17 protein-coding genes are annotated in these 21492 nt (G+C 40.2%); 8 read left to right on the top strand and 9 right to left on the bottom strand.

What is annotated here, in order from left to right:
* Positions 1-3 precede the first annotated feature (3 nt).
* From E0W68_RS06470 to E0W68_RS06450, 5 genes are read right to left on the bottom strand one after another with little or no spacing between them, the layout of a single operon-like run.
* Positions 4-135, bottom strand: coding sequence for a FeoB-associated Cys-rich membrane protein (locus E0W68_RS06470; RefSeq protein WP_135218606.1), 132 nt, complete (start codon positions 133-135; stop codon positions 4-6).
* Positions 136-140: 5 nt separating this feature from the next.
* Complete coding sequence (locus E0W68_RS06465) at positions 141-974, bottom strand: hypothetical protein (protein ID WP_135218605.1); 834 nt, start codon at positions 972-974, stop codon at positions 141-143.
* 3 nt (positions 975-977) lie between these two features.
* Positions 978-3083 (bottom strand): ferrous iron transport protein B, encoded by a 2106-nt coding sequence (feoB, locus tag E0W68_RS06460; protein ID WP_135218604.1) that lies wholly within the window; start codon positions 3081-3083, stop codon positions 978-980.
* Between the two features lie 5 nt (positions 3084-3088).
* The gene (locus E0W68_RS06455; protein ID WP_135218603.1) at positions 3089-3322 is read right to left on the bottom strand and encodes a FeoA family protein; all 234 of its coding nucleotides are present in this window, start codon (positions 3320-3322) and stop codon (positions 3089-3091) included.
* A gap of 53 nt (positions 3323-3375) precedes the next feature.
* Positions 3376-4068 carry an SCO family protein gene (locus tag E0W68_RS06450; protein ID WP_135218602.1) on the bottom strand — a complete coding sequence of 231 codons (693 nt, stop codon included), beginning with the start codon at positions 4066-4068 and terminating at the stop codon, positions 3376-3378.
* A 166-nt stretch (positions 4069-4234) separates the two neighbouring features.
* Here E0W68_RS06450 and E0W68_RS06445 point away from each other — a divergent pair, with 166 nt between their 5' ends.
* Complete coding sequence (locus E0W68_RS06445) at positions 4235-6298, top strand: M13 family metallopeptidase (RefSeq protein WP_135218601.1); 2064 nt, start codon at positions 4235-4237, stop codon at positions 6296-6298.
* Positions 6299-6357: 59 nt separating this feature from the next.
* Here E0W68_RS06445 and E0W68_RS06440 read toward each other — a convergent pair whose 3' ends face one another.
* Positions 6358-6966 carry a hypothetical protein gene (locus E0W68_RS06440; RefSeq protein ID WP_135218600.1) on the bottom strand — a complete coding sequence of 203 codons (609 nt, stop codon included), beginning with the start codon at positions 6964-6966 and terminating at the stop codon, positions 6358-6360.
* Between the two features lie 312 nt (positions 6967-7278).
* On the opposite strand from E0W68_RS06440, the gene E0W68_RS06435 reads away from it, so the two are divergent.
* Positions 7279-7941: a response regulator gene (locus E0W68_RS06435; protein WP_162075446.1), complete on the top strand. Its 663-nt coding sequence runs from the start codon at positions 7279-7281 to the stop codon at positions 7939-7941.
* Positions 7942-8142: 201 nt separating this feature from the next.
* Here E0W68_RS06435 and E0W68_RS06430 read toward each other — a convergent pair whose 3' ends face one another.
* The 3 genes from E0W68_RS06430 to E0W68_RS06420 form a co-directional block, all read right to left on the bottom strand.
* Positions 8143-8946: an NAD(P)H-binding protein gene (locus E0W68_RS06430; RefSeq protein ID WP_135218598.1), complete on the bottom strand. Its 804-nt coding sequence runs from the start codon at positions 8944-8946 to the stop codon at positions 8143-8145.
* Positions 8947-8967: 21 nt separating this feature from the next.
* On the bottom strand, positions 8968-10536 hold the full coding sequence (locus E0W68_RS06425) for a carbon-nitrogen hydrolase family protein (RefSeq protein WP_135218597.1): 1569 nt from the start codon (positions 10534-10536) through the stop codon (positions 8968-8970).
* Between the two features lie 298 nt (positions 10537-10834).
* Positions 10835-11593, bottom strand: a complete 759-nt coding sequence (locus E0W68_RS06420; protein ID WP_135218596.1) for an XRE family transcriptional regulator — start codon at positions 11591-11593, stop codon at positions 10835-10837.
* A 208-nt stretch (positions 11594-11801) separates the two neighbouring features.
* Here E0W68_RS06420 and E0W68_RS06415 point away from each other — a divergent pair, with 208 nt between their 5' ends.
* From E0W68_RS06415 to E0W68_RS06390, 6 genes are all read left to right on the top strand, one after another.
* Positions 11802-12197, top strand: a complete 396-nt coding sequence (locus E0W68_RS06415; protein WP_135218595.1) for a type III secretion system chaperone family protein — start codon at positions 11802-11804, stop codon at positions 12195-12197.
* Between the two features lie 4 nt (positions 12198-12201).
* Positions 12202-12918: a PspA/IM30 family protein gene (locus E0W68_RS06410; RefSeq protein WP_135218594.1), complete on the top strand. Its 717-nt coding sequence runs from the start codon at positions 12202-12204 to the stop codon at positions 12916-12918.
* A 15-nt stretch (positions 12919-12933) separates the two neighbouring features.
* Positions 12934-13587 (top strand): OB-fold-containig protein, encoded by a 654-nt coding sequence (locus E0W68_RS06405; protein WP_135218593.1) that lies wholly within the window; start codon positions 12934-12936, stop codon positions 13585-13587.
* A 164-nt stretch (positions 13588-13751) separates the two neighbouring features.
* Positions 13752-15785, top strand: coding sequence for a flotillin family protein (locus tag E0W68_RS06400; protein WP_394346282.1), 2034 nt, complete (start codon positions 13752-13754; stop codon positions 15783-15785).
* Positions 15786-15864: 79 nt separating this feature from the next.
* The gene (locus E0W68_RS06395) at positions 15865-16626 is read left to right on the top strand and encodes an HNH endonuclease (protein WP_135218591.1); all 762 of its coding nucleotides are present in this window, start codon (positions 15865-15867) and stop codon (positions 16624-16626) included.
* The gene (locus E0W68_RS06390) at positions 16623-21476 is read left to right on the top strand and encodes a DNA repair ATPase (RefSeq protein ID WP_135218590.1); all 4854 of its coding nucleotides are present in this window, start codon (positions 16623-16625) and stop codon (positions 21474-21476) included. Before E0W68_RS06395 ends, E0W68_RS06390 begins: the two co-directional genes overlap by 4 nt.
* Positions 21477-21492: the final 16 nt, after the last annotated feature.

Raw genomic sequence — 21492 nt, 5'->3', positions numbered from 1 at the left:
TACTTAATGACATCCACAGTCGTCGTTATCGCAATGTGCTGATGTTTTCTTTTTTTTCTTGAAAAAGAATTTCTTTAGCAGATAAACTACTGCGCTCGCCACCAGTATATAGGCTATAATTTCCTGTATATTCATGATTTTTAAAAATAGACGCCTGCGCCTATCGTCATAAAATTATATGTTGGCGTGGCTATTTTTAAATGCTCATAACCCAGCGTTATGAAAAATTGTTTACGGTGGATGCGGGTTTCCAGCTCGAAAGCATTTACCGGCTCACCATTTATTACAGACCATTTTGCGCTTCCCTGAAAGCTGATATTTTTCTTTAAAAAGTACTCGGCGTTAAGCCCGTAGGCAAAACCGCCTCTTTTTACATCATTGCCCACATAGGATGCTCCTAATGTCCACCCCAGGTTAAAGCGTTCAAATCGAATCCTGTCATAAGCAAAGTTAAAGTAAAACAGGGAAAGATTATCGCTCGTTCCCGCTGCTTTTTGACGTTCATGCAGTTGGTAATAATCGGTTGTAAGATAAAAATGACGGAAGGGATGTATTTTCACATCCAGATGATTACCATAAAGGTTGTTGTTATGGTATAGAAATTTATCTTTTACATCTACCCGGAAAACATACAGGTAACCTTCGCCAAATTTTGGATTGTAATAATTTCCTGTCCCTTCGTAATACGGATATTCTGTAAGGTCGTTGCTCAGGTGGTCTTCGTTAGCATAATCGCCGATTATCCCGTACTTAAACGTTGCACCCAATGTATACATAAAAAGTTCAAACAGAAGTGGATTATCATTATTACCGGAACTACTGCTGCTACTGCTTGAAGAACTTGCCGAGCCGGTTTTTCCGGCTGCCTGCCGCTTTTGTTTAAGGTCGTTTTTAGACTGGTCTATTTTATGCTGCGCCTGCACCTGACTTATGGTAAATGTGAGGGAAAGTAACAGTAAAAGATATCGTTTCATAATTTACTTTAAAAGCTGGTATGTAATTAGCGATACAAGATATGCAAAAGCACTCATGCCAAATAATTGCATTAATGGCCACTTCCAGGAATTGGTTTCTTTTTTAGTAACGGCAAGTGTGCTCATACATTGCATGGCAAAGGCATAAAATAATAACAACGATAACCCTGAGGCGAAGTTGAATATTTTTTTACCCGTTTCAGGGTCGGTTTCCGCCTTCATGCGTTCTTTAATAGTCGCTTCGTCTTCGCTGCCGCTGCCTATGTTGTATATGGTGGCAAGTGTGCCTACAAACACCTCGCGTGCCGCAAAAGAGGATACAATAGCTATGCCGATTTTCCAGTCGTAGCCCAAGGGTTTTATAGCAGGCTCTATACTCTTGCCCATAATACCGATATAAGAATGCTCTAACTGGTATGCAGCGATTTTATCGTTAAGTTTATCAGGGTCTATTTGGGTATTGCCTATTTCGTTGGTTATAATTTGCTCAGCATTTTTAAACTCTTCGCCCGGTCCGTGCGACCCTAAAAACCATATAACAATAGAGATTGCCAGTATTATTTTACCCGCGCCATATACAAATGCTTTTGTTTTTTCTATAACAGTAATTGCCACATTTTTAGCAAGAGGGAGTTTGTAATTGGGCATTTCGGCTACAAAAAAACTTTTATAGCGGGTTTTAAGTACTTTATTTAAAATCATTGCCGATATAATGGCACTGGCAAAGCCCAGCATATACAACAGCATAAGTGTGAGCCCCTGCACGTTAAAAAAGCCAAGCACCATGCGGTTGGGTATTACAAGTGCAATAAGTATGGCATATACGGGCAGCCTTGCAGAGCAGGTGGTAAAAGGGGTTACCAGTATAGTAATAAGCCTTTCGCGCCAGTTTTCTATATTACGGGTAGCCATAATAGCGGGTATAGCACACGCAGTACCGGATATGAGGGGTACTACACTTTTACCGCTTAGCCCAAAACGTTTCATAATACGATCCATGAGGAATACCACACGGCTCATGTAGCCGCTTTCTTCCAGTATGGATATAAAGAGAAACAGGAAGGCTATTTGCGGTATAAAAATAACCACACCGCCAATGCCGGGAATAATTCCTTCGGTTACAAGCTCTGTAAGTTTGCCAGGAGGCATATTTTTAGAGGTGTAGGAGCTTAACCAGCTAAAGCCTTCATCTATCAAATCCATAGGTACGCTGGACCATGCAAAGATTGACTGGAAAATGAGCAGCAGTATGGAAAAGAAAATCACGTAGCCGAAAACTTTGTGGGTTAACACTCTGTCCAGCCTTGCCCTAAGGTCTTTTGCCATAGCAGTATCTACCGTTTGCCCCTGCTTCAATACATTGTTTATAAACTGATAGCGTTTTATGGTTTCCTTTTGCTGTAGCCTTTTCAGTTCAGTTTTCGATTTGGTAAACGAGCTTTTTTCTATTTCGTTTCGCTCCAGTTGCCCAAAGTTTACATCTTGTGTAATAACCAGCCAAAGCTTATACAGTAACTGGTTGGGAAATGCCTGTCTTAGTTTATCGAAATAGTCCGGGTCTATAGACGATGCGTTGAGGCACGGCTCGGTAGGCAGGTATTTATAATTAACAATAAGTTCTTTAAGCTCATTAATGCCCGTGCCTTTGCGGGAGCTTACTAAGGCTATTTTTGTTTTTAACTGTTCTTCTAAATAGGGAATGTTGAGCGATATACCTTTGCGCTGCATTCGGTCTGCCATATTTATAACCAGTATGGCAGGTATCTCCAAATCTTTAATTTGGGTAAATAACAGCAGGTTACGCTTCAGGTTCTCTACATCGGTTACCACCACAGCCACATCCGGAAAGTCTTTATCATTACGGTTTAGCAGTAGCTCTATAACCACACTTTCGTCCATCGAGCTGGCATTCAGGCTGTACGTGCCCGGCAGGTCTATAACAGTTCCTTTAGTGTTTTCGCCCAGCCGCACAGTACCTTGTTTACGCTCTACCGTTATGCCGGGGTAATTGCCTACCTGCTGGTTAAGCCCTGTGAGTTGGTTAAACACAGAGGTTTTACCGGTGTTGGGGTTACCAATTAAAGAAATTTTTATAGTTTGGACTGCCATTAAAGTTAAGGGGTTAAAATTTCTACATCAATTTCAAAAGCTGTTTCTAAGCGAATTGCTACATGGCTGTCGTTTACATTAATGTAGATGGGGTCGCCAAACGGCGCTATTTGTAAAACTTCTACAAGGTTTCCGGGCAAACATCCCATTTCAAGGAGCTTGAGCGGGATGAGGTCTATATTAAAATCGACGATGATGGCTTTTTGCCCTTTTTTGAGCCCTGCAAGAGTATTTTTCAAAGCTTATTCAGAATAATTTATACACAAACTTACAAAAAATTAACACACGACTGTTAGTTTTCATGCTCAGACAACCAGTTGATGTCTTCCAGTAATTGTCTTACATTTTTTTCGCCTTCCACCTCATTATCAAGGTTTGTACCGTTATAAAACCCTCTTATTCGCCCCTGGCTGTCCACCAGAATAAAATTTTCGGTATGCACCATATCATACAACTCGTCAGACGTGCTGGTTTTCACTGCCAGGTACGATTTTCGGGCTATGTAGTAAATGTCTTTTTTATTACCGGTAACCAAGTTCCACTTGCTGTCTATAACCCCTTTTTTCTCGGCATAGGCTTTAAGCACAGGTACGCTGTCAATATCCGGAGTAACGGAATGCGAAAGCAGCATAACTTTCGGGTTGTCTTTTATCCTGTCCTGAAGCCACACCATATTATCGGTCATTATAGGGCAAATGGTGGGGCAGGTAGTAAAAAAGAAATCGGCTACATATATTTTACCCTCATAGTCTTTTTGGGTAATACTATCGCCATTTTGATTTACAAAAGCAAAATCGGCTATTTTATGATTACGGCTTATGTATTGTACGGTAGTATCTACCAGTTCGGGGTTTACATCGGCAGGGCTGTATATCTTCAGGAATTTCTGCGGTTTCAGCGCGCCATAAAAAAGATACAAAATAACAGCCGAGAGCAAACCTAATACTAAAAAGAAGAATTTATATTTTTTGAAAAAAGAAAGCATATCAGGATAATTTTTTGCAAAATTACGAAAGGAAAGCCGATTAAAATACAGGTAAAGCAGGTTTTACAACGTTAAAAAATAATCTAAAATTTACTTTTTTTACTTTTGGAATGGCTTTTTGAGGTAACTTTATATTTTTGTAAAAATATGGATTAAAACGGATGATATGAAACTAAACAAAACAGCAACTATTACCAGTGTAGTTATAATGCTTGGTGGAGCAGTATGTAATGCACAAACTAAAAACAATAACCAGTCGAAGCCGGGCATTAACTTATCGTATATGGATAAATCGGTTGAGCCGAGCGAAGATTTTTTCAGATATGTAAACGGTACATGGGTAGATAATACCGAAATTCCGGGCGATAAAACCCGTTGGGGCAGTTTTGACGAGCTGCGCGAGCAAACTAATAACGATGCTCTCGCAATATTGAAAAGAGCGGCAGCCAACAAGGGCTTAGACCCAAACAGCGATCAGGGCAAAGCAGCAAGCCTGTATCGTTCTATTATGGATACTGTAGCCCGAAATAAAAAGGGAGTCGAACCGCTAAAACCGTATTTGGCAAAAATAGATAAGATTGAAAATGTACAGGATTTACAGACTTTATTGACCGAGATGGAGCCTCTTGGCGGTCTCGGATTTTTTGGTGCGGGAGTGAGTACTGATGCCAAAGACAGTAACCGAAATGTGGTATATATAGGCGTGGGCAGTTTGGGTTTACCCGACAGAGATTACTACGTATCTGATGATAAAGACTCTCAAGAGAAGCGAGAAAAGTATATGCTTCACGTAGCCCATATGCTGAAATATTTAGGATATAATGATGCAGAGGCACAAAAAGGGGCAAAAAATATACTGGAAATGGAAACCGCAATGGCACAACCCCGACTGGACAGGGTGGAACGCCGCGACAGAAGAAATACTTATAACCCTATGACGGTTGCCGGACTGCAAGAGCTTACCCCTGTTATAAATTGGGATAAATACCTTACGGATATTGGTGTAAGCAATATAGATACACTTGTTGTGTCGCAACCTAAATATATGATTTTCCTTAACCATTTGCTGGAGCAAAACAAAGTTCAGGACTGGAAAGATTACATGAAGTGGACTTTAATCAACAGGGCTTCGGGATATCTTACTACTGATATAGAAACTGCCGATTGGGAGTTTTATAGCCAAACACTTCGCGGAGCACTAAAAGAAGAAAAACGCGATATAAATGCGTTAAAAACCATAAATGGTACTGTGGGCGAAGCATTGGGTAAACTGTATGTAGCCGAAAAATTCCCGGCGGAAGCGAAAGCAAAAGCTGAGAGTATGATAGCCAATGTAATGCAGGCTTTTGAAAACCGTATTAACAGGTTGCCATGGATGGCAAAATCTACCCGCGAAAATGCGATACAAAAACTACGAAAACTAAGAGTAAAAATAGGATATCCAGATAAATGGAAAGACTATTCGGCATTAGCTATTAAAAGCCCCGAAGCAGGCGGTGACCTTTTTACCAATATGATGAATATTTCCCGCTTTAACTATAATGAGGATATTGAAAAACTGCACAAACCTGTAGATAAAGATGAGTGGCACATGGCACCGCAAATTGTTAATGCCTATTTTAATCCGGCATATAATGAGATTGTTTTTCCGGCAGGAATATTACAACCGCCTTTTTATGACTATAAAGCTGATGAAGCGGTTAACTATGGCGGTATTGGTGCCGTAATAGGACACGAAATATCACATGGTTTTGACGATTCGGGTTCTCGTTATAACGCTGATGGTAACCTTATAAACTGGTGGAGCGATGAAGACCTTGAGAAGTTTACAGGGCTTGGCGGCGCACTTGCCGACCAATACAGCCAGTTACAACCGCTGCCGGGCACATACGTGGATGGTAAATTTACACTGGGTGAAAACATAGGCGATCTTGGTGGTGTTAATGCCGCTTATGACGGGCTGCAACTTTACCTTAAAAAGCAAGGTAGTCCGGGTCTTATAGACGGTTATACACCGGAGCAGCGTTTCTTTATCTCGTGGGCTACTATATGGAGAACCAAGATGAGGGATGAGGCGATAAAAAACCAGGTAAAAACCGACCCGCATTCGCCAGGCATGTACAGGGCTTATGTACCGCTGCAAAATGTGGATGCTTTTTATGAAGCATTTGATATTAATAAAGGGGACGGTATGTATATAGAGCCGGACAAAAGAGTAAAAATTTGGTAATAAAAAGTCATGTAATGAACTGCCCCCAAAAAGTTAGACACTATTTGGGGGCATTTTTATTAGTTACAATTGTTGTTATAAAACTCAACAACTTCAAGAGAGTGTTTGGCTTTAAAATCTTTATTATTAATTTTTTCTACAAGTATTGCACAGTCGGAGAAATATTCAGCAGTAAATTCCTTAAAATTCCTATGTTGGTATCTCGCACCAATTATAGCCCCTTTTTGTATATATGAGAACATTTTTGGTATTTCGTTATCCGTTTTTCTCAGATATAAAACGTTTATATCGCTTGAGGATAATATCAGTAATGCGCTGGAAGGGGTGTACTCTAACAGTGTAACCCGTCCTTGTACCATAATACGAAAAAGCCTTTTTCTTATACTTTCACTTTCATTTTTTTTACTTAAAGCGAAAGGAGCATCGAGGAAAACAAAATTTTCATCTATATCATTAATCGTTGCTTGTACTAACCGGATGTCATCTGCAGAGATAGCCAAAAAATCATCATCATCTTCAGATTGCATATAATTGATACCGTTGTCATAATTAAATTCAATAAGACCGGTTAATTTTTTCCCGTCGTTAAGCGTGATGCTGCCGTTATAGAATTGGGCATTTAAATTAATGGAAAAAAAAGCGATTGATATGATAAATAATAGTTTCATTTTTAACTTGGATTAGCGTGCTAATATATAGTTTTTTTAACTTGGATGATACTTGTTGTTTAAACATAATGCCAAATCAATACAATCATAATATTTGTTAAAAAAATATTGTATGTTATATATTTTAACTATTTTCAGGAGGAATAGTTTTTAATGTATACATAGCAAGATATACATAGTATTCTGCTGAACCACAGCAGTATCATGTTCCTGTTGTGATTCATACCTAAATTGTTAATTGCGGGAAAACCGCAGGAAAAATATATATTTAAGAATTAACTTTGTCCACCCACAAAATAAATACAATCCAACTTGAAAAAAGTATTACATGTCCTTGCGATAGATGACCATGTTGTAGTTCTCGAGGGTTATCATGCTATTTTTAAATCCTTGAATGAAGAACGCGGTAATCTTGATTTTATTAAAGCCACTGATTGCAAATCGGCTTATGAATTAATCCATAATTATAAAAATGATCCGTTTGATATAGCAGTAGTAGATTACAGCATACCTGACTATGCAGAAAAAGAACTTTATTCCGGGGCAGATATGGCAGGGTTGTTGCGCGAAGTAATGCCCGAATGCAAAATTATAATGATGACCATGCACAAAGAGGTCGATATTATGGGGCGTATCCTGGAAACAATAAACCCCGAAGGGTTTATCAATAAAAGCGATTGTACTACCGATGAACTTTTTGAAGGTTTTAAAGCAGTACTTGCAGGAGAGAATTATTATTCAAAAACCGTATCGGATTTTCAAAAAAGAATGAGCAACGGTATATTGCTCGACGAACTGGATATTCGCATTATAAAACTACTTGCCAAAGGAATTAAGAATAAAAACCTGGATAAATATATACCACTCACCGTAAGCGGTATTGAGAAACGAAAGTACAGAATAAAGCGTTTACTGGATATAGAAGGAGGTGATGAAGAGCTGATATTTGAGGCTCGCAAACAAGGTTACATTTAATCTAATTGTTATTATATAGTTATCAAAAAGCCTTTATTTTACTGGATTTTTTACCTAAAAATGAATTCTTAAAAAAATGTTAATTGCGGTTTTTCCGCCATTTTAAGTCATAAGAATTTCTTTATTTTACATCACATCCAGCTAATTTATAAGTACTGCTCTTGGTAATGCGTTTATCCGGGGCAGTATTTTTTTATATCCCTATAAATTACTGTATTTAAAACAATATCCCAAAACCTGCTTTACCCTGTTAGAGGCTATCCTTTTTGTTATTGACGGTTCTTCGCTGTTAAATAGGGGTACAGGTAATTTCCTTTCTTTTGCTGCCTTGGTATAGTATTCCTGTCGTGTAGGATGATAAGGCGTAACGGCATTAAAAACATCATCCCAGGCACCCGTCTCTATTATTTTCAGGATAATGCCCATACAATCGTCACGATGAACAAGGTTGATTACGGCATTTGGATTACTGATGTTTGTTTTACCGGCAAGGTAATATACAGGGTGGCGGTCATCGCCTATAAGACCGCCAAAACGTACTATGGTGGTTTTAAAATTAACGTTGCTTTGCAAAAGCAACTCTGTTTCGAGTAACTGCCTGCCGCTCTCCGTTTCAGGGTTTGGTATAGCAGCTTCGGTAACAATACCATCAATTTCTCCATAAACGGAGGTAGAACTTACAAATAGTACTTTGGTTATCCCCGAAGCAACTATAGCAGGAATGAGCGTAATTATCTTAGCCACAAAATTTTCACTGTCATTTTTGCGTACTCCCGGCGGAACATCAAGTATCAATACCTCACTTCCGCTGAGAAACGCACCAATATCACCTTCAATTCTGTTCTCATGCAGGGTTATAACATAAGGGTTGATGCCTGCCTGTTGCAAAACAGCTGTTTTTTCGGGCGTGGTTGTTGTGCCCTTTACGGCGTTTCCTTGCGCTATGAGTTGTTTTGCCAAAGGAAGTCCCAGCCAGCCACACCCTAATATGGATATTTGCACCATTATAATTTTATAGTTTTATGATTAAAAGGTTTGGGCATCGGTATCGGGGCTTATGTTGTTAGGCTGTCTTAGTTTTTTAATAGAGTACAGGTCGTTGCGCCTGTCTTTCAGTATGCGTACACTGCCATATTCGTGTAGTTCTTTCAGCAGGTCAATATCAACATCTACAATAAGCGTCATTTCCGTATTCGGGGTGGTTTCTGCCTTAATCCCGTTGGATGGAAAAGAAAAATCCGAAGGGGTAAATACGGCTGTTTGGGCATACTGTATATCCATGTTGTTTACTTTGGGCAGGTTGCCCACACAGCCCGCTATGGCTACATAACACTCATTTTCAATAGCGCGTGCCTGTGCACAATGCTTTACGCGGGTATAACCATTTTGAGTATCGGTAAGAAAAGGTACAAAAAGTATGTTCATACCCTCGTCTGCCATCAGGCGCGAAAGCTCGGGAAACTCTACGTCATAACATATCATAATACCTATCCTGCCACAATCGGTATCAAAAGTTCTTATTTCGCTACCGCCTTTCATACCCCAGTAATGCACTTCGTTTGGAGTAATGTGTATTTTGGTGTACATTTCAGATGTACCGTCACGCTTACATAAAAAGCCTACATTATACAGGTTGCCGTTTTCCATATGGGGCATACTTCCTGTAATAATGTTAATGTTGTAGGATATTGCCATTTCCTGAAAACGTTTCCGTATCGGTTCGCAATAGCGGGCAATTTCCCGTATGGCATCGGCTTCGCTAAGGTGGTTAAAATCTGCCATTAGCGGCGCTACAAACAGTTCGGGAAACAGGGCAAAATCGCTTTCGTAACCCGAAACGGCATCAATAAAAAATTCGGCTTGCTCAAACAATGCTTCAACATTTGCCAGCGGACGCATTTGCCATTGTACTAACCCTAAACGGATAACGCTTTTACGCGTGTTAATCAGTTTCGGGCTTTTGTCATAATAAATATTGTTCCACTCCATAAGTACGGCATACTCCTGCGAGCTGATGTCGCCCTCCAGGTAGTTGCGCATTACTTTTATTACGTGGAAATCATTACTTAACTGAAACGAAAGTACGGGATCGTGTACCTCTTTAAGGCGCACTTTATCAATATAATCTTTTGGGGTATATTCATCGGCGTGCGCTGTATAGTTGGGTATTCGTCCTGCAAATATTATAGACTTCAGGTTAAGCTGTTCGCACAGTTCTTTACGGGTGTCATACAGTCTTCTGCCCAAACGAAGCCCCCTGTAATCAGGATCTATAAATACATCTATACCATACAGCACCTCACCTTGGTAATCATGGGTGTTAAAGGTATAATTGCCGGTTATGGTTTCATAAGTATGGTTTCCGGTAGCTTTTTTATAATCTACTATTAAGGACAGGGCTGCTCCCACCACTTTGCCATCTACCAGCACTACCAGTTGCCCTTCGGGAAATATTTTTAAAAGTTTTTTTATCTCTCTTTCCTGCCAGTATGCCTGTTCGAGTTCGCCATAGGCGTGTTGCATAGAAAGTTTTAACTGTTTGTAGTCTTCTATTTGCAGGTTACGCAGTTCAACCTTACTTATTTCAATTTGCATATAACAATGGGTTTTCCCCAAAGATACAAAAAGTGTTTTGTATGTATATGTGCGGTATGAAGCAGATAATAAGTATAGGCTGCTATATTAACGATGCTATAACCTGTTGTATTAAAGTTTGTTGAAAACAATAAATTACCTATAGTTGGGTATGTTTTGGCTTTATAACAACCTCTATCTTTGTTTTTATTTAATAGTTTCTTAGAGAAAAGAGTGTGTTTTGTGTTCATACGGGGGGCTATAAACCCGTTTAGGACTAGTTTAGGGAAGGGGTTGCTGAGGAGCAACCCCTTATTTTTTACCATGAAGATTTTTGGCGTAACGAGGCAATAGTATTTTCCAGTTGAGACAGGCGTTGCTCCAGCTCATTATCATTAGTAGGCAGGGTATATCTGAAAAGATGTATTACTACCCACAACCCTAAAATTTCGGAAGTATTCAGCACTATAGGCTCTACACCGGGGTGGTTGGCTTTTAGCACTGCTTTGTCGCCCTGATAACTCATTTTTCTAAAAAAAATATCTTTAGCAGTTACTGCCAGCACCAGCTCGCCGTTTACTTTCTCTATCTCATTTAGCGGTACTTGTGTGCCTATTACCATATCTTTCGGCAAATAGCCGTTTGCTCCGCCGGACATGGTTAAATCATTTATTACCAAAGCCAGCTTGTGCGCTCCGTTAACGTGGGGAAGATAAACATGGGATAATTGTATGTTGCTAATATTATTAGCAATACTGTATTGTTTAATAAAATCCTCCTTATTATTCTCAGTAATACACGCAATACCCTCTATACCTTTTGTTTGAGGCTCTCCGGGTACTACCGTTATGGCTTCGTTAAAGCGCAACAATCGATTTACGGTAAGCTCTTTTGTGAGCAAGTCTTCTATACCAATACTAAAATGCTTAGCAATTTTTACTACGGTTTCCAGTTTGGGGTTACTACGGTCTTCTTCATACGCGCCAAGTGTAGCGCGCTTTAAATCAAATAGTTCGGCAAATTCTTGCTGACTCATTCCGTGTACGCTGCGTATTTTTTTGAGGTTTTTTCCAAACATGGGTAAAATTATTTTGCTAATATTATTTGCAAATTAAAAATTATTCTCTAAATTTGTGCTAACAATATTAGCAAAGATAATAATAATGCTAATATAATGAGTTTTTGAAGGTTTAAATTTTAACTCCTATTGTTAAAAAATATATAAGGCAATAGTTGTAAGCCGTCAAAAAAAAAGCGAGTTTTATAAAATTATTAATATCTGTAACATGAAAGACTATTTTGGAGTGGTTAAAAATTACCTGAACGAGCTCGAGCTTGAGGTTAAATACGAGAATAGTAAAGATGGCGTATTTATAGTAAGCAGCGAGCAGGATGGTATAGTTAACCTTATTATTTGTGTGGCATATCCTATTGTTATTTTTGAACAATATTTGTTTGAAGTTAAGCCGGATGCCTACCCGGTATTTAAGGCATTGCTCCAAAAAAACCGCGACATTATTCACGGGGCTTTTGTGCTGGATGATACAGGCAGAAAAGTAATTTTCAGAGACTCGCTGCAGCTCGAAAATTTAGACCAAAATGAGTTTGGAGCAACATTAAATTCGCTGAGCCTGTTGTTGAGCGAGTATTCGGAACAGATTATTAACTTTTCAAAAAATTAAAAAAATGAAATTTCTAAGAAGATTATTTAAGATTGGGCAAGCCGAAGTGCACCACGCTATAGACGGTATAGAAGATCCTATAAAAATGACTGAACAGGGCATAAGGGATATGAAAGAAGACCTTGATAAAAGCCTTGAAGCACTGGCGCAGGTAAAAGCCATGAGCATACGTGCCAAAAATGAAATAGAAGAACATGGCAACAAGGCAGAAGATTATAACGAAAAAGCCATGTTGATATTAAAGAAGGCACAAAAAGGCGATATGGAAGCTGAAGATGCTGACCGCCTGGCTACCGAAGCCTTAGTGAAAAAGGAAGAATCGCTGGCACACCAGCAGCGCGCAGTGGGCGATAAGGAAAAGTTTGACCAGAATGTTTTGCAGATGGAAGGCAATGTACATACCATTAAACAAAACATTAATAAATGGGAGAACGAACTGAAAATACTCCGCTCTCGCGTTAAGGTAGCCGATGCCACCAAGAGCCTTAACAAGCAAATGGCTAAAATAGACAGTAACGGCACGATATCGCTTTTAGAACGCATGAAAGAAAAAGTATTGCAGGAAGAAGCTTTGGCGGAAGCCTATGGCGAAATTGCTAACTCAACCAAATCGATAGATGCCGAGATAGACAAGGCGGTGGATGTAAAAAAATCCAAAGCCATGAGCGAGCTCGAAAAGCTGAAAGCCCAAATGGGCATAAGCGGTGGCACACCGGAATAATATATACTATAAACAATGGAGGAATTAATTAAAATTTCTTTTTCGCCCGTCAATGCCTTTTTCACCATCATGTCCATCATTATGGTTATCTACTGGCTGTTGGTTATAATAGCCGGACTTGACCCTGATAATTTTAGTATCGACTTTGATTCGGCAGATATTGATGCCGATTTTGACAGCGACCTCTCTAACAGCGAGCATGCAGCCGAAGGGAGCAGCTTTATGAAAATACTGGAATACTTTAATTTTGATGAACTTCCGTTAATGTTCATCATTACCATATTGTTTTTCTGTATGTGGTTCTTAGGAGTCAACATCTCCTACTACCTTGGGGTAGAAAGTACGTTACTCGGTTTCGTGTTACTGATTCCTAACTTTATTGCGAGTTTGTTTGTAGTAAAACTATTTAGCAAACCCTTAAGATACCTGTACAAACAGGTAAACCATAAAGGCGAACCCGTTATAGATTTTTTGGGGCGCAGGTGTAGTGTGGTTACATCGGTAACCCGGGATAAAACAGGAATGATAGAGTTAATAGTAAATGGCGACCCCATAAAACTATATGCCCGCAGTAATACCGACGAAGCAATTGCGGCAGGACAACAAGCCGTTATAGTAAAAGAAAGCGAAGACAGGAAATACTACCTCATTGAAAAATTCGATTATTAGTATTCAACAACAACATCATAAAACATCCAACAACCATGATAACAGTTTTTATAACCATCATTACAGCCTGTATAGGGCTTATAGAAACCATTATACAATCAATTTTTTAATCAACCAATTTTAAACACTAAAACAAAATGTTAGGAGACACACTCATTATTACCATGATAGCCATTATTGTTGTAATCATTGGTCTTGCGGTATGGTTCATATCCATGTACAAAAAAACCATACAGGGTAAGGTTATTGTGCGCACAGGAGCCGGTGGTACTAAAGTATTTTTTAATGCCGGGCTTATAGTACCCGTACTGCACAAAATGGAGATTATGGACATCTCTGTAAAAAAGCTCGATGTAGAGCGTACAGGCGTTAACGGGCTCATCTGTAAAGATAACATCCGTGCCGATATCAAAGTAACATTCTTTATTAAGATCAATAAATCTACTGCCGATATTATTAACGTGGCACAAACCATCGGCTGCGAAAGAGCATCAGAAATTGATGTACTAAGGCAACTGTTTGACGCTAAATTCTCTGAAGCCTTAAAAACTGTAGGTAAAAAATTCGATTTTATCGAGTTATACGAAGCCCGCAGCGAGTTCCGCGAAGAAATTATCTCAATTATCGGTACCGACCTTAACGGATATATTCTTGACGACTGTGCTATTGACGATTTAGAGCAAACATCATTAAGCCACCTGAAATCAGATAATATACTTGACTCCGAAGGTATCAAGAAAATTACTGAGCTTACCGCAGCCCAAAATATAAAATCGAACCTTATCCGAAGGGACGAGGAGAAAACCATCCGTAAGCAGGATGTAGAGGCACGCGAGGCAATATTGGCGCTCGACCGTCAGCTTGCCGAAAAAGAAGAAATACAAAAACGTGAAATAGCCAATATCAAATCGCGAGAAGAAGCTGAAATTGCAAAAGTAGCCGAAGAAGAAAAACTGAAATCGGAAACAGCACGCATCAGCACTGCCGAGAAAGTACAGGTTGCTGAGGAAAACAAAGACAGGCTGGTAATAGTAGCCGCTAAAAACAAAGAGCGTACCGCTGCCGTAGAAACCGAAAGAGTAGAAAAAGACCGCGCGTTAGAACAAACCGAAAGAGAGCGTATTGTAACACTGGCGCAGATAGAAAAAGAGAAAGCCGTTGAGGTAGAGCGTAAAAACATACAAAATGTTATCCGCGACAGGGTAGTGCTCGAAAAAGGCGTGGTGCAGGAGCAGGAGAACATGAAAGATATTGAGGCATTTAAAACCGCCGACAGGGAGAAAAAAGTAGCAATAACACTTGCCGAAAAACAAAGTGAGGAGTTATACATCAAACGACTGAAAGCTGCTGAGGCTGAAAAAGAAGCCATGAAGCAAAAAGCCGAAGAAATTAATATTGATGCTGCTGCAAGAATGGCTGCCAGCGAAAAAGAAGCCGAAGCCCGTAAAATACTTGCCGAAGCCAAAGCCAAAGAAGATGCCACACTCGGATTATCGGAAGCACAGGTAATGCACGCCAAAGCCGATGCCAATGAAAGACAGGGTATTGTAGATGCTGTGATTATAGAGAAAAAAGCCCTTGCCGAAGCTGCCGGTCTTAAAGCAAGAGCAGAGGCTGAGAGAGAGTTTGGACTTTCTGAAGCCAATGTTATTAAAGAAAAAGCACTTGCCGAAGCCAGCGGTATAGAAGAAAAAGCCGAAGCCATGAAAAAACTGGACGGTGTAGGGAAAGAGCACGAAGAGTTCAAGTTAAAACTGAACAAAGAGTTACAAGTTGATCTTGCCCACATCAACATCCAGAAAGATATTGCCGATGCTCAGGCTGCCGTAATAGGCGAAGCCCTGAAAGCCGCTAAGATTGATATTGTGGGTGGCGAAACCATGTTCTTTGACCAGATTGTTAACCAGATAACAAGAGCCAAAGGCTTTGACAGGCTGGTAAACCACTCGGAGAACATTACCGACATTAAAGATGCCATTTTAGGCGATGGCAGCGAAGGGCAGGAAAACCTGATAGATCGTGTAAAAGGCTTTGCCGATAAATACAACATCTCGTCAGAAGATATTAAAAACCTGACCGTAGCCGGATTGCTTATGGAACTGCAAAAACGCAGTAATGACGACGGAGAACAAGGCTTGTTTGCTAACCTGATGGATATGGCTAAAAACCTTGGCTTATCTAACAGGAAGCTGGGATAATTACAAGTTTATCTGATTTTTTTAAATAATACCTTCGGTGTGCTTTGGCATACCGAGGGTTATCCTATCCAAAAACATTATGAAATTAATAGAAATAGAAAGTGATATTCTCCATAATATTGAAACCTTTGAGAATTATTTAGTTGAAGGTAAAGAAGATGAAAAAGAGAAGATTACGTCCTTAATCAAAAGAGGGACTTGTTTTATCGCGTATAAAATTAATGATGAGACGAGATTTGTTCCGAGCCGTTTTGTAGGATATTTAAACAATAGTTTAAAGAAACATACTGAAGCCCATAAAGATGGACGAATCACTAATATAACAATTATTTCTATATTAAATTCTCAACCGTTACAAAATAACAAATTAGAAGAGCAATATAAAAGATATTGTGAAAGTTTAGGTTTTAAAGCTAATGAAAGGGGAAGTTTTGGTGTCCAAAGGAAATTTTGGGATTATTTCATCGATGAAAATTTGCAGCATGATATAAATGACAAGGAATTTATAGAAGGAAGTCTTGTTGAGAGAATCCATAGGCGGAGAGAAAGAAATCCAAAAGTAATAGGAGAAGCCAAACAGTTATTTATAAATAAGTATGGTAAGGTATTTTGTGAAGTCTGTGAGTTTGATTTTGAAAAAGAATATGGCGAAATAGGGAAAAACTTCATAGAGGGACATCATACAATTCCTATAAATAAGATGGAATCTAATCATAAAACTGTGGTTGGTGATATTGCACTCTTGTGTTCTAATTGTCATAGTATGATACACTCCCGAAAAGAAATGTTAAGCATTTTAGAACTTAAAGAAATTCTTGGGAAAAACAAAAGTAAAAAATGAGTACACTGGAAGGCGGTACATATGAAATTATACAGGCACGTTTGGAAACCCAAAAGAAAGATCTTTTGGACAGGCTGCAAAAACTAAATGGCGCGCGGAAGGAAGTATTTGGCAGTATCGAAACCAAACTGATAGCCAATAACAGGATTATTACCCAAAACAACTGCATCCCTGCCGATATTGTATCGATAGACGACAGGTGCATACTGGGGTATAACGTACACTTCGGGCTGCGTACCGATATTAAGGCAGAAGATGTTTTTGCGGTTTATGTATATGAAAACGGCGATTTCCGTGAGGAAAACCTCGACTTTATAGGCGATGAAACATTCCAAACCGATTTTTTCAACCTCTATAAATATTACAGAGATACCAGTTTCCGCAAGTTTTTTATTGCAGGCAACTACCTGCACATGGTTTTCCAAATCAGCGACCGGATTTCGGATATAAAAACATTCAAGTGGCTGATAAAAGACAACCAACTCACCTATATAGACAACAGGAGCGACCACGAATATAAGTTTCCGCGTCAGCACGATTTCCGTTGGCAGGAAACCACCCGAGAAATGCAAAAATATGGACTTCATCCGCACGTTTCCATACTCGATAAAGTATTTGTAGAAACCGTAGGCGGTACGCTTACCATAAAAATAGAGGACAACACCACCGTAGGCAAAGGTATTTATGATGAGGATGTTACCCACCCCGACCAAACGCTGGACGATGGTAACTTTCAGTATGCCGATTTGGGCAACCTTATTGCGCTGCGTATAAAACCGTTTCAGGAAGAACCACGCTATTTCATATACAACCATAAATTACAGGAAGTCCGCAAGATAGACAGCCTTGCAACGTCGGCAATATTATTGCCGGACGATCACGGCTTGATATTCTCTAACGGGTATTACCTGCAAACAGGCGAGTATAAAATATTCGAAAACAGCCTGCAAAACCTGATGTTTCAGGAGCGTATCGCTTCGCCCAACGGCGAAGACTTTATGTATGTTTTTTATGAAGAAACCTACGGGCAGTATGTACTGATGTCGTACAACCTGATTACCCGCGAGGTAATGACACCCATTGCGTGCAACGGTTATACCATTCTTAAAAATGGCGAGTTGTGCTACTTTAGGGCAGAAGATGAGGCAACCAAAAATCACTTGGTACAAATATGGCAAACACCGTTTGTAAAAAGCGATACGATGCCCTCGCAGCACAAGGACAGTTACATATACAAAATAGGCAATAAAGATATTGTAAAGGCGATGGCAGATAGCCAGGCAATAATTACCCTGCTCAATAAAAACGATGATTATACCGGTTTGTATGCCGACCTTACCCGTATGGCACAAAACATACTGGACGGGTATTACTGGATAGCGAATGCCGAAACGTTTGAGCTTAATAAGCCCCTTGCCGAGATAAAAAGCACCGCAAATGCTGCTATAGACGAGTTTGAAAAGGTGGTGCAACTGCGCCAAAATGCCAAGAAAATTACCGAAGAGGTAAGGCAGAAAGCAGAGAGTCTTTTTATACAAATAAAAAGTTCGCCGCTTAATGACATTGACGTTTTTGTAGCCGACCTTGCCGGATTGCGTTCCCTGCGAGGCGAAGTAATAAGCCTTCGCGAAGTACGCTATGTTGACCCTGAGTTCATTAATGAGCTGGAAGCCGAAATTGTAGAGCAGACTGAAAATATTTCGCAAAACTGCGTGCAGTTCCTTATGGACGAAAAGGCGTTAGAGCCCTATCATGCAAGGGTTGCCGAAAAGCAAGGCGAAATAGAAAACATTACCACCGTTGCCGAAGGTAAAAAATTGCAGGATGAGGTAAATAAAATTACTGCCGATTTGGAGATGCTGATTGACATCGTATCAAATTTAAAGATAGACGATACCTCGAAATCTACACATATTATCAATACCATATCGCTGATATTTGCTACGCTCAATAGGGTTAAGGCAGATATAAAAAACAAAATTGCATCGCTGGGCAGTAAAGAGGCGAAGGCCGACTTTGCAGCACAAATAAAACTGATAGACCAAAGCATCGTTAATGCGCTCGACAGGGCTACCACTCCGGAAAAAGCAGATGAACTGCTGAATAAAATTTCAGTACAACTGGAAGACCTTGAAGCGCGTTTTGCCGACTATGAGGAATTTACAGGCGCTATCATGGAGAAGCGCGAAGAAGTATATTCTGCATTCGAAGCTAAGAAAAATGCGCTTACAGAAGCGCGGAATAAAAAAGCCATTGCCATAGAGAGTGCCTCGAGCCGTATATTGAAAAATGTGGCAACTAAGGCATTGACGTTTAATTCGGTTGAAGAGATAAACGGTTATTTTGCTTCTGATTTGATGATTGCCAAGCTGCGCGACCTTGTGGAACAACTTATAGTGCTGGAAGATACCGGCAAAGCCGAAGCCATAGAAACCGAGTTGAAATCGGCGAAAGAAGATGCACTTCGTAAGCTGAAAGACAAGCAGGACTTGTATGAAGACGGCGAGAACATCATCCGATTAGGTAACCACAAGTTTGCGGTAAACAAGCAACCTTTAGACTTAACCATAGTATATAAAGATGGTAACCTGAACTATCATTTAACAGGTACTGATTTTTATCAGGAGTTAAAGAACGAAACCTTACTGGCATCTAAAAAGTACTGGAGTCAGGAACTGGTTTCGGAAAACGAACAGATATACCGAGCCGCTTTCTTAGCCTACAAGATATTCAGGAATAATGCTCCTGAGCAACTGTATGATATGACCGATGACGCTCTGGAAGCATTAGTAGCGGAGGAAACTTCTAAAAATTATACCGAAGGCTATGTAAAAGGCGTTCATGATGCCGATGCTTTTAAAATCCTGAAAACACTGGCAGCCAAGCACCATAACTTAGGCTTGTTGCGCTATGCCCCCATAACCCGTGCGTTTGCACAGTTTTTTTGGTACGGGCAGGAAGAAGAAGCCCGTAACAGGCTTAACGGTAAAATAAAAGCATCGGGAAGTGTTTTAAAGATATTCCCGAATAGTAAGGAGTTCGATTACATCGTACAGGAGCTACAGCAAAAGCTGGAAGCCTTTTTACACAACACAGCCTTTGGTAAAGGGCTGGATATTGATACGGCTAAAGCAGCCCGTTACCTTTTTGATGAATTGAAGAATGACGATGCCTTTACCCTAAGTCACAAGGCAGCACAACTGGCAGAGAGCTTTATAAAAACGCTCGACAACAAAGGGGCAGCCGTTACCTTTAGGCATAATATAGACCACGCTCCCGATAAGGAAAGCGGTGTGTTGCTTGCTGCACAATGGGTAGCTTCTTATTTAGAAGAAACCGAACAACAACAGTACGCACAGTATTTGTACGAAATAACAGCGTTGTTACTGTACAGGCATGAGTCGGCAGAGAAAATAGTACCGATAGAGCCGGATGAAGTAATTACAGGATTGGCAGGTTCGCACCCAACGATAGAGGATGGAAAATACCATTTCCATTATCATGAGTTCATACGAATTTTCGGGAATTATTATGATAACGAAGTACCTGCTTTTGAAAAATTCAGAGCAGAACGCCACCGACTTACCATAGAACTGAAAGAGCAATTGCGACTTAATGAGTTTATGCCGAAAGTGCTTACCTCGTTTGTACGTAATAAGCTTATTGACCAGGTGTATTTGCCATTATTTGGTGAAAATCTTGCCAAGCAGTTGGGGAGTGCCGGCGAAAACCGCCGAACCGACCGTTCGGGAATGTTACTGTTGGTATCGCCACCGGGTTATGGTAAAACGACCTTGATGGAGTACCTTGCCAACAGGCTCGGATTGGTTTTCATGAAAATAAACGGTCCGGCAATCGGGCACGATATTACATCGGTAGATCCATCGTCGGCAACCAATGCAGCAGCCCGCGAGGAGTTGAAGAAACTGAACCTTGCTTTGGAAATGGGGAATAACGTGATGCTGTACCTTGACGATATACAGCATTGCAGTCCTGAGTTCCTGCAAAAGTTTATTTCGCTTGCCGATGGTACGCGTAAAATAGAAGGAGTGTATAACGGGCAACCCAAAACGTATGACATGAAGTCGAAAAAGTTTTGTGTTATTATGGCGGGTAACCCTTATACCGAAACAGGTGAGAAATTTAGCATCCCTGATATGCTTGCTAACCGTGCCGACATATACAACTTGGGTGATGTAATAGGCAACACCAGTGAATTGTTTGAGTTGAGCCTTATAGAAAATGCTTTAACGTCGAACCCTGTACTGGCAAGCCTTATGGCTAAAAATGCCGATGATTTGTACCCAATGATACAAATGGCAGCAACAGGGCAGCGCGATGGTATTGAACTGAAAGGCAACCACAGCAAGCAGGAAATTGAAACCTACCTTGCCGTATTGGATAAAGTGATAAAAGTGCGCGATGTGGTGCTGAAAGCCAATGCTGCTTATATTGCCTCGGCGGCGATGGAAGATGCTTACCGAACCGAACCGCCGTTTAGGTTACAGGGGTCGTATCGTGATATGAACAAGCTGGTGGCTAAGATAGTAGCTGTTATGAATGATGAGGAAATCAGTACTTTACTGCTTTCGCATTACCGTAATGAAACACAAACGCTTACCAGTGCCGCCGAAGCCAACCTGCTTAAGTATAAAGAAATGACAGGACAGCTATCGGACACCGATACGGCACGATGGGCAGCAATAAAAGAAACTTTTGTAAAGAATAACAAGTTGAAAGGTTTTGGCAATCGAGATGATATGGCGCAGATGCTCTCGCAGGTTATGGAATTTACCGAGCATATAGAAGGTATAAAAGAGATACTGCGAAGAGGAGTAGAACGTAAATAATGCAAAAAGCAGTGTC

The sequence above is a fragment of the Flavobacterium salilacus subsp. salilacus genome (genome assembly GCF_004634195.1).
Lineage (GTDB): Bacteria > Bacteroidota > Bacteroidia > Flavobacteriales > Flavobacteriaceae > Flavobacterium > Flavobacterium salilacus.
The sequence above is the reverse complement of the archived record's forward strand: the minus strand, read 5'-3'. Positions and strand labels throughout refer to the sequence as shown.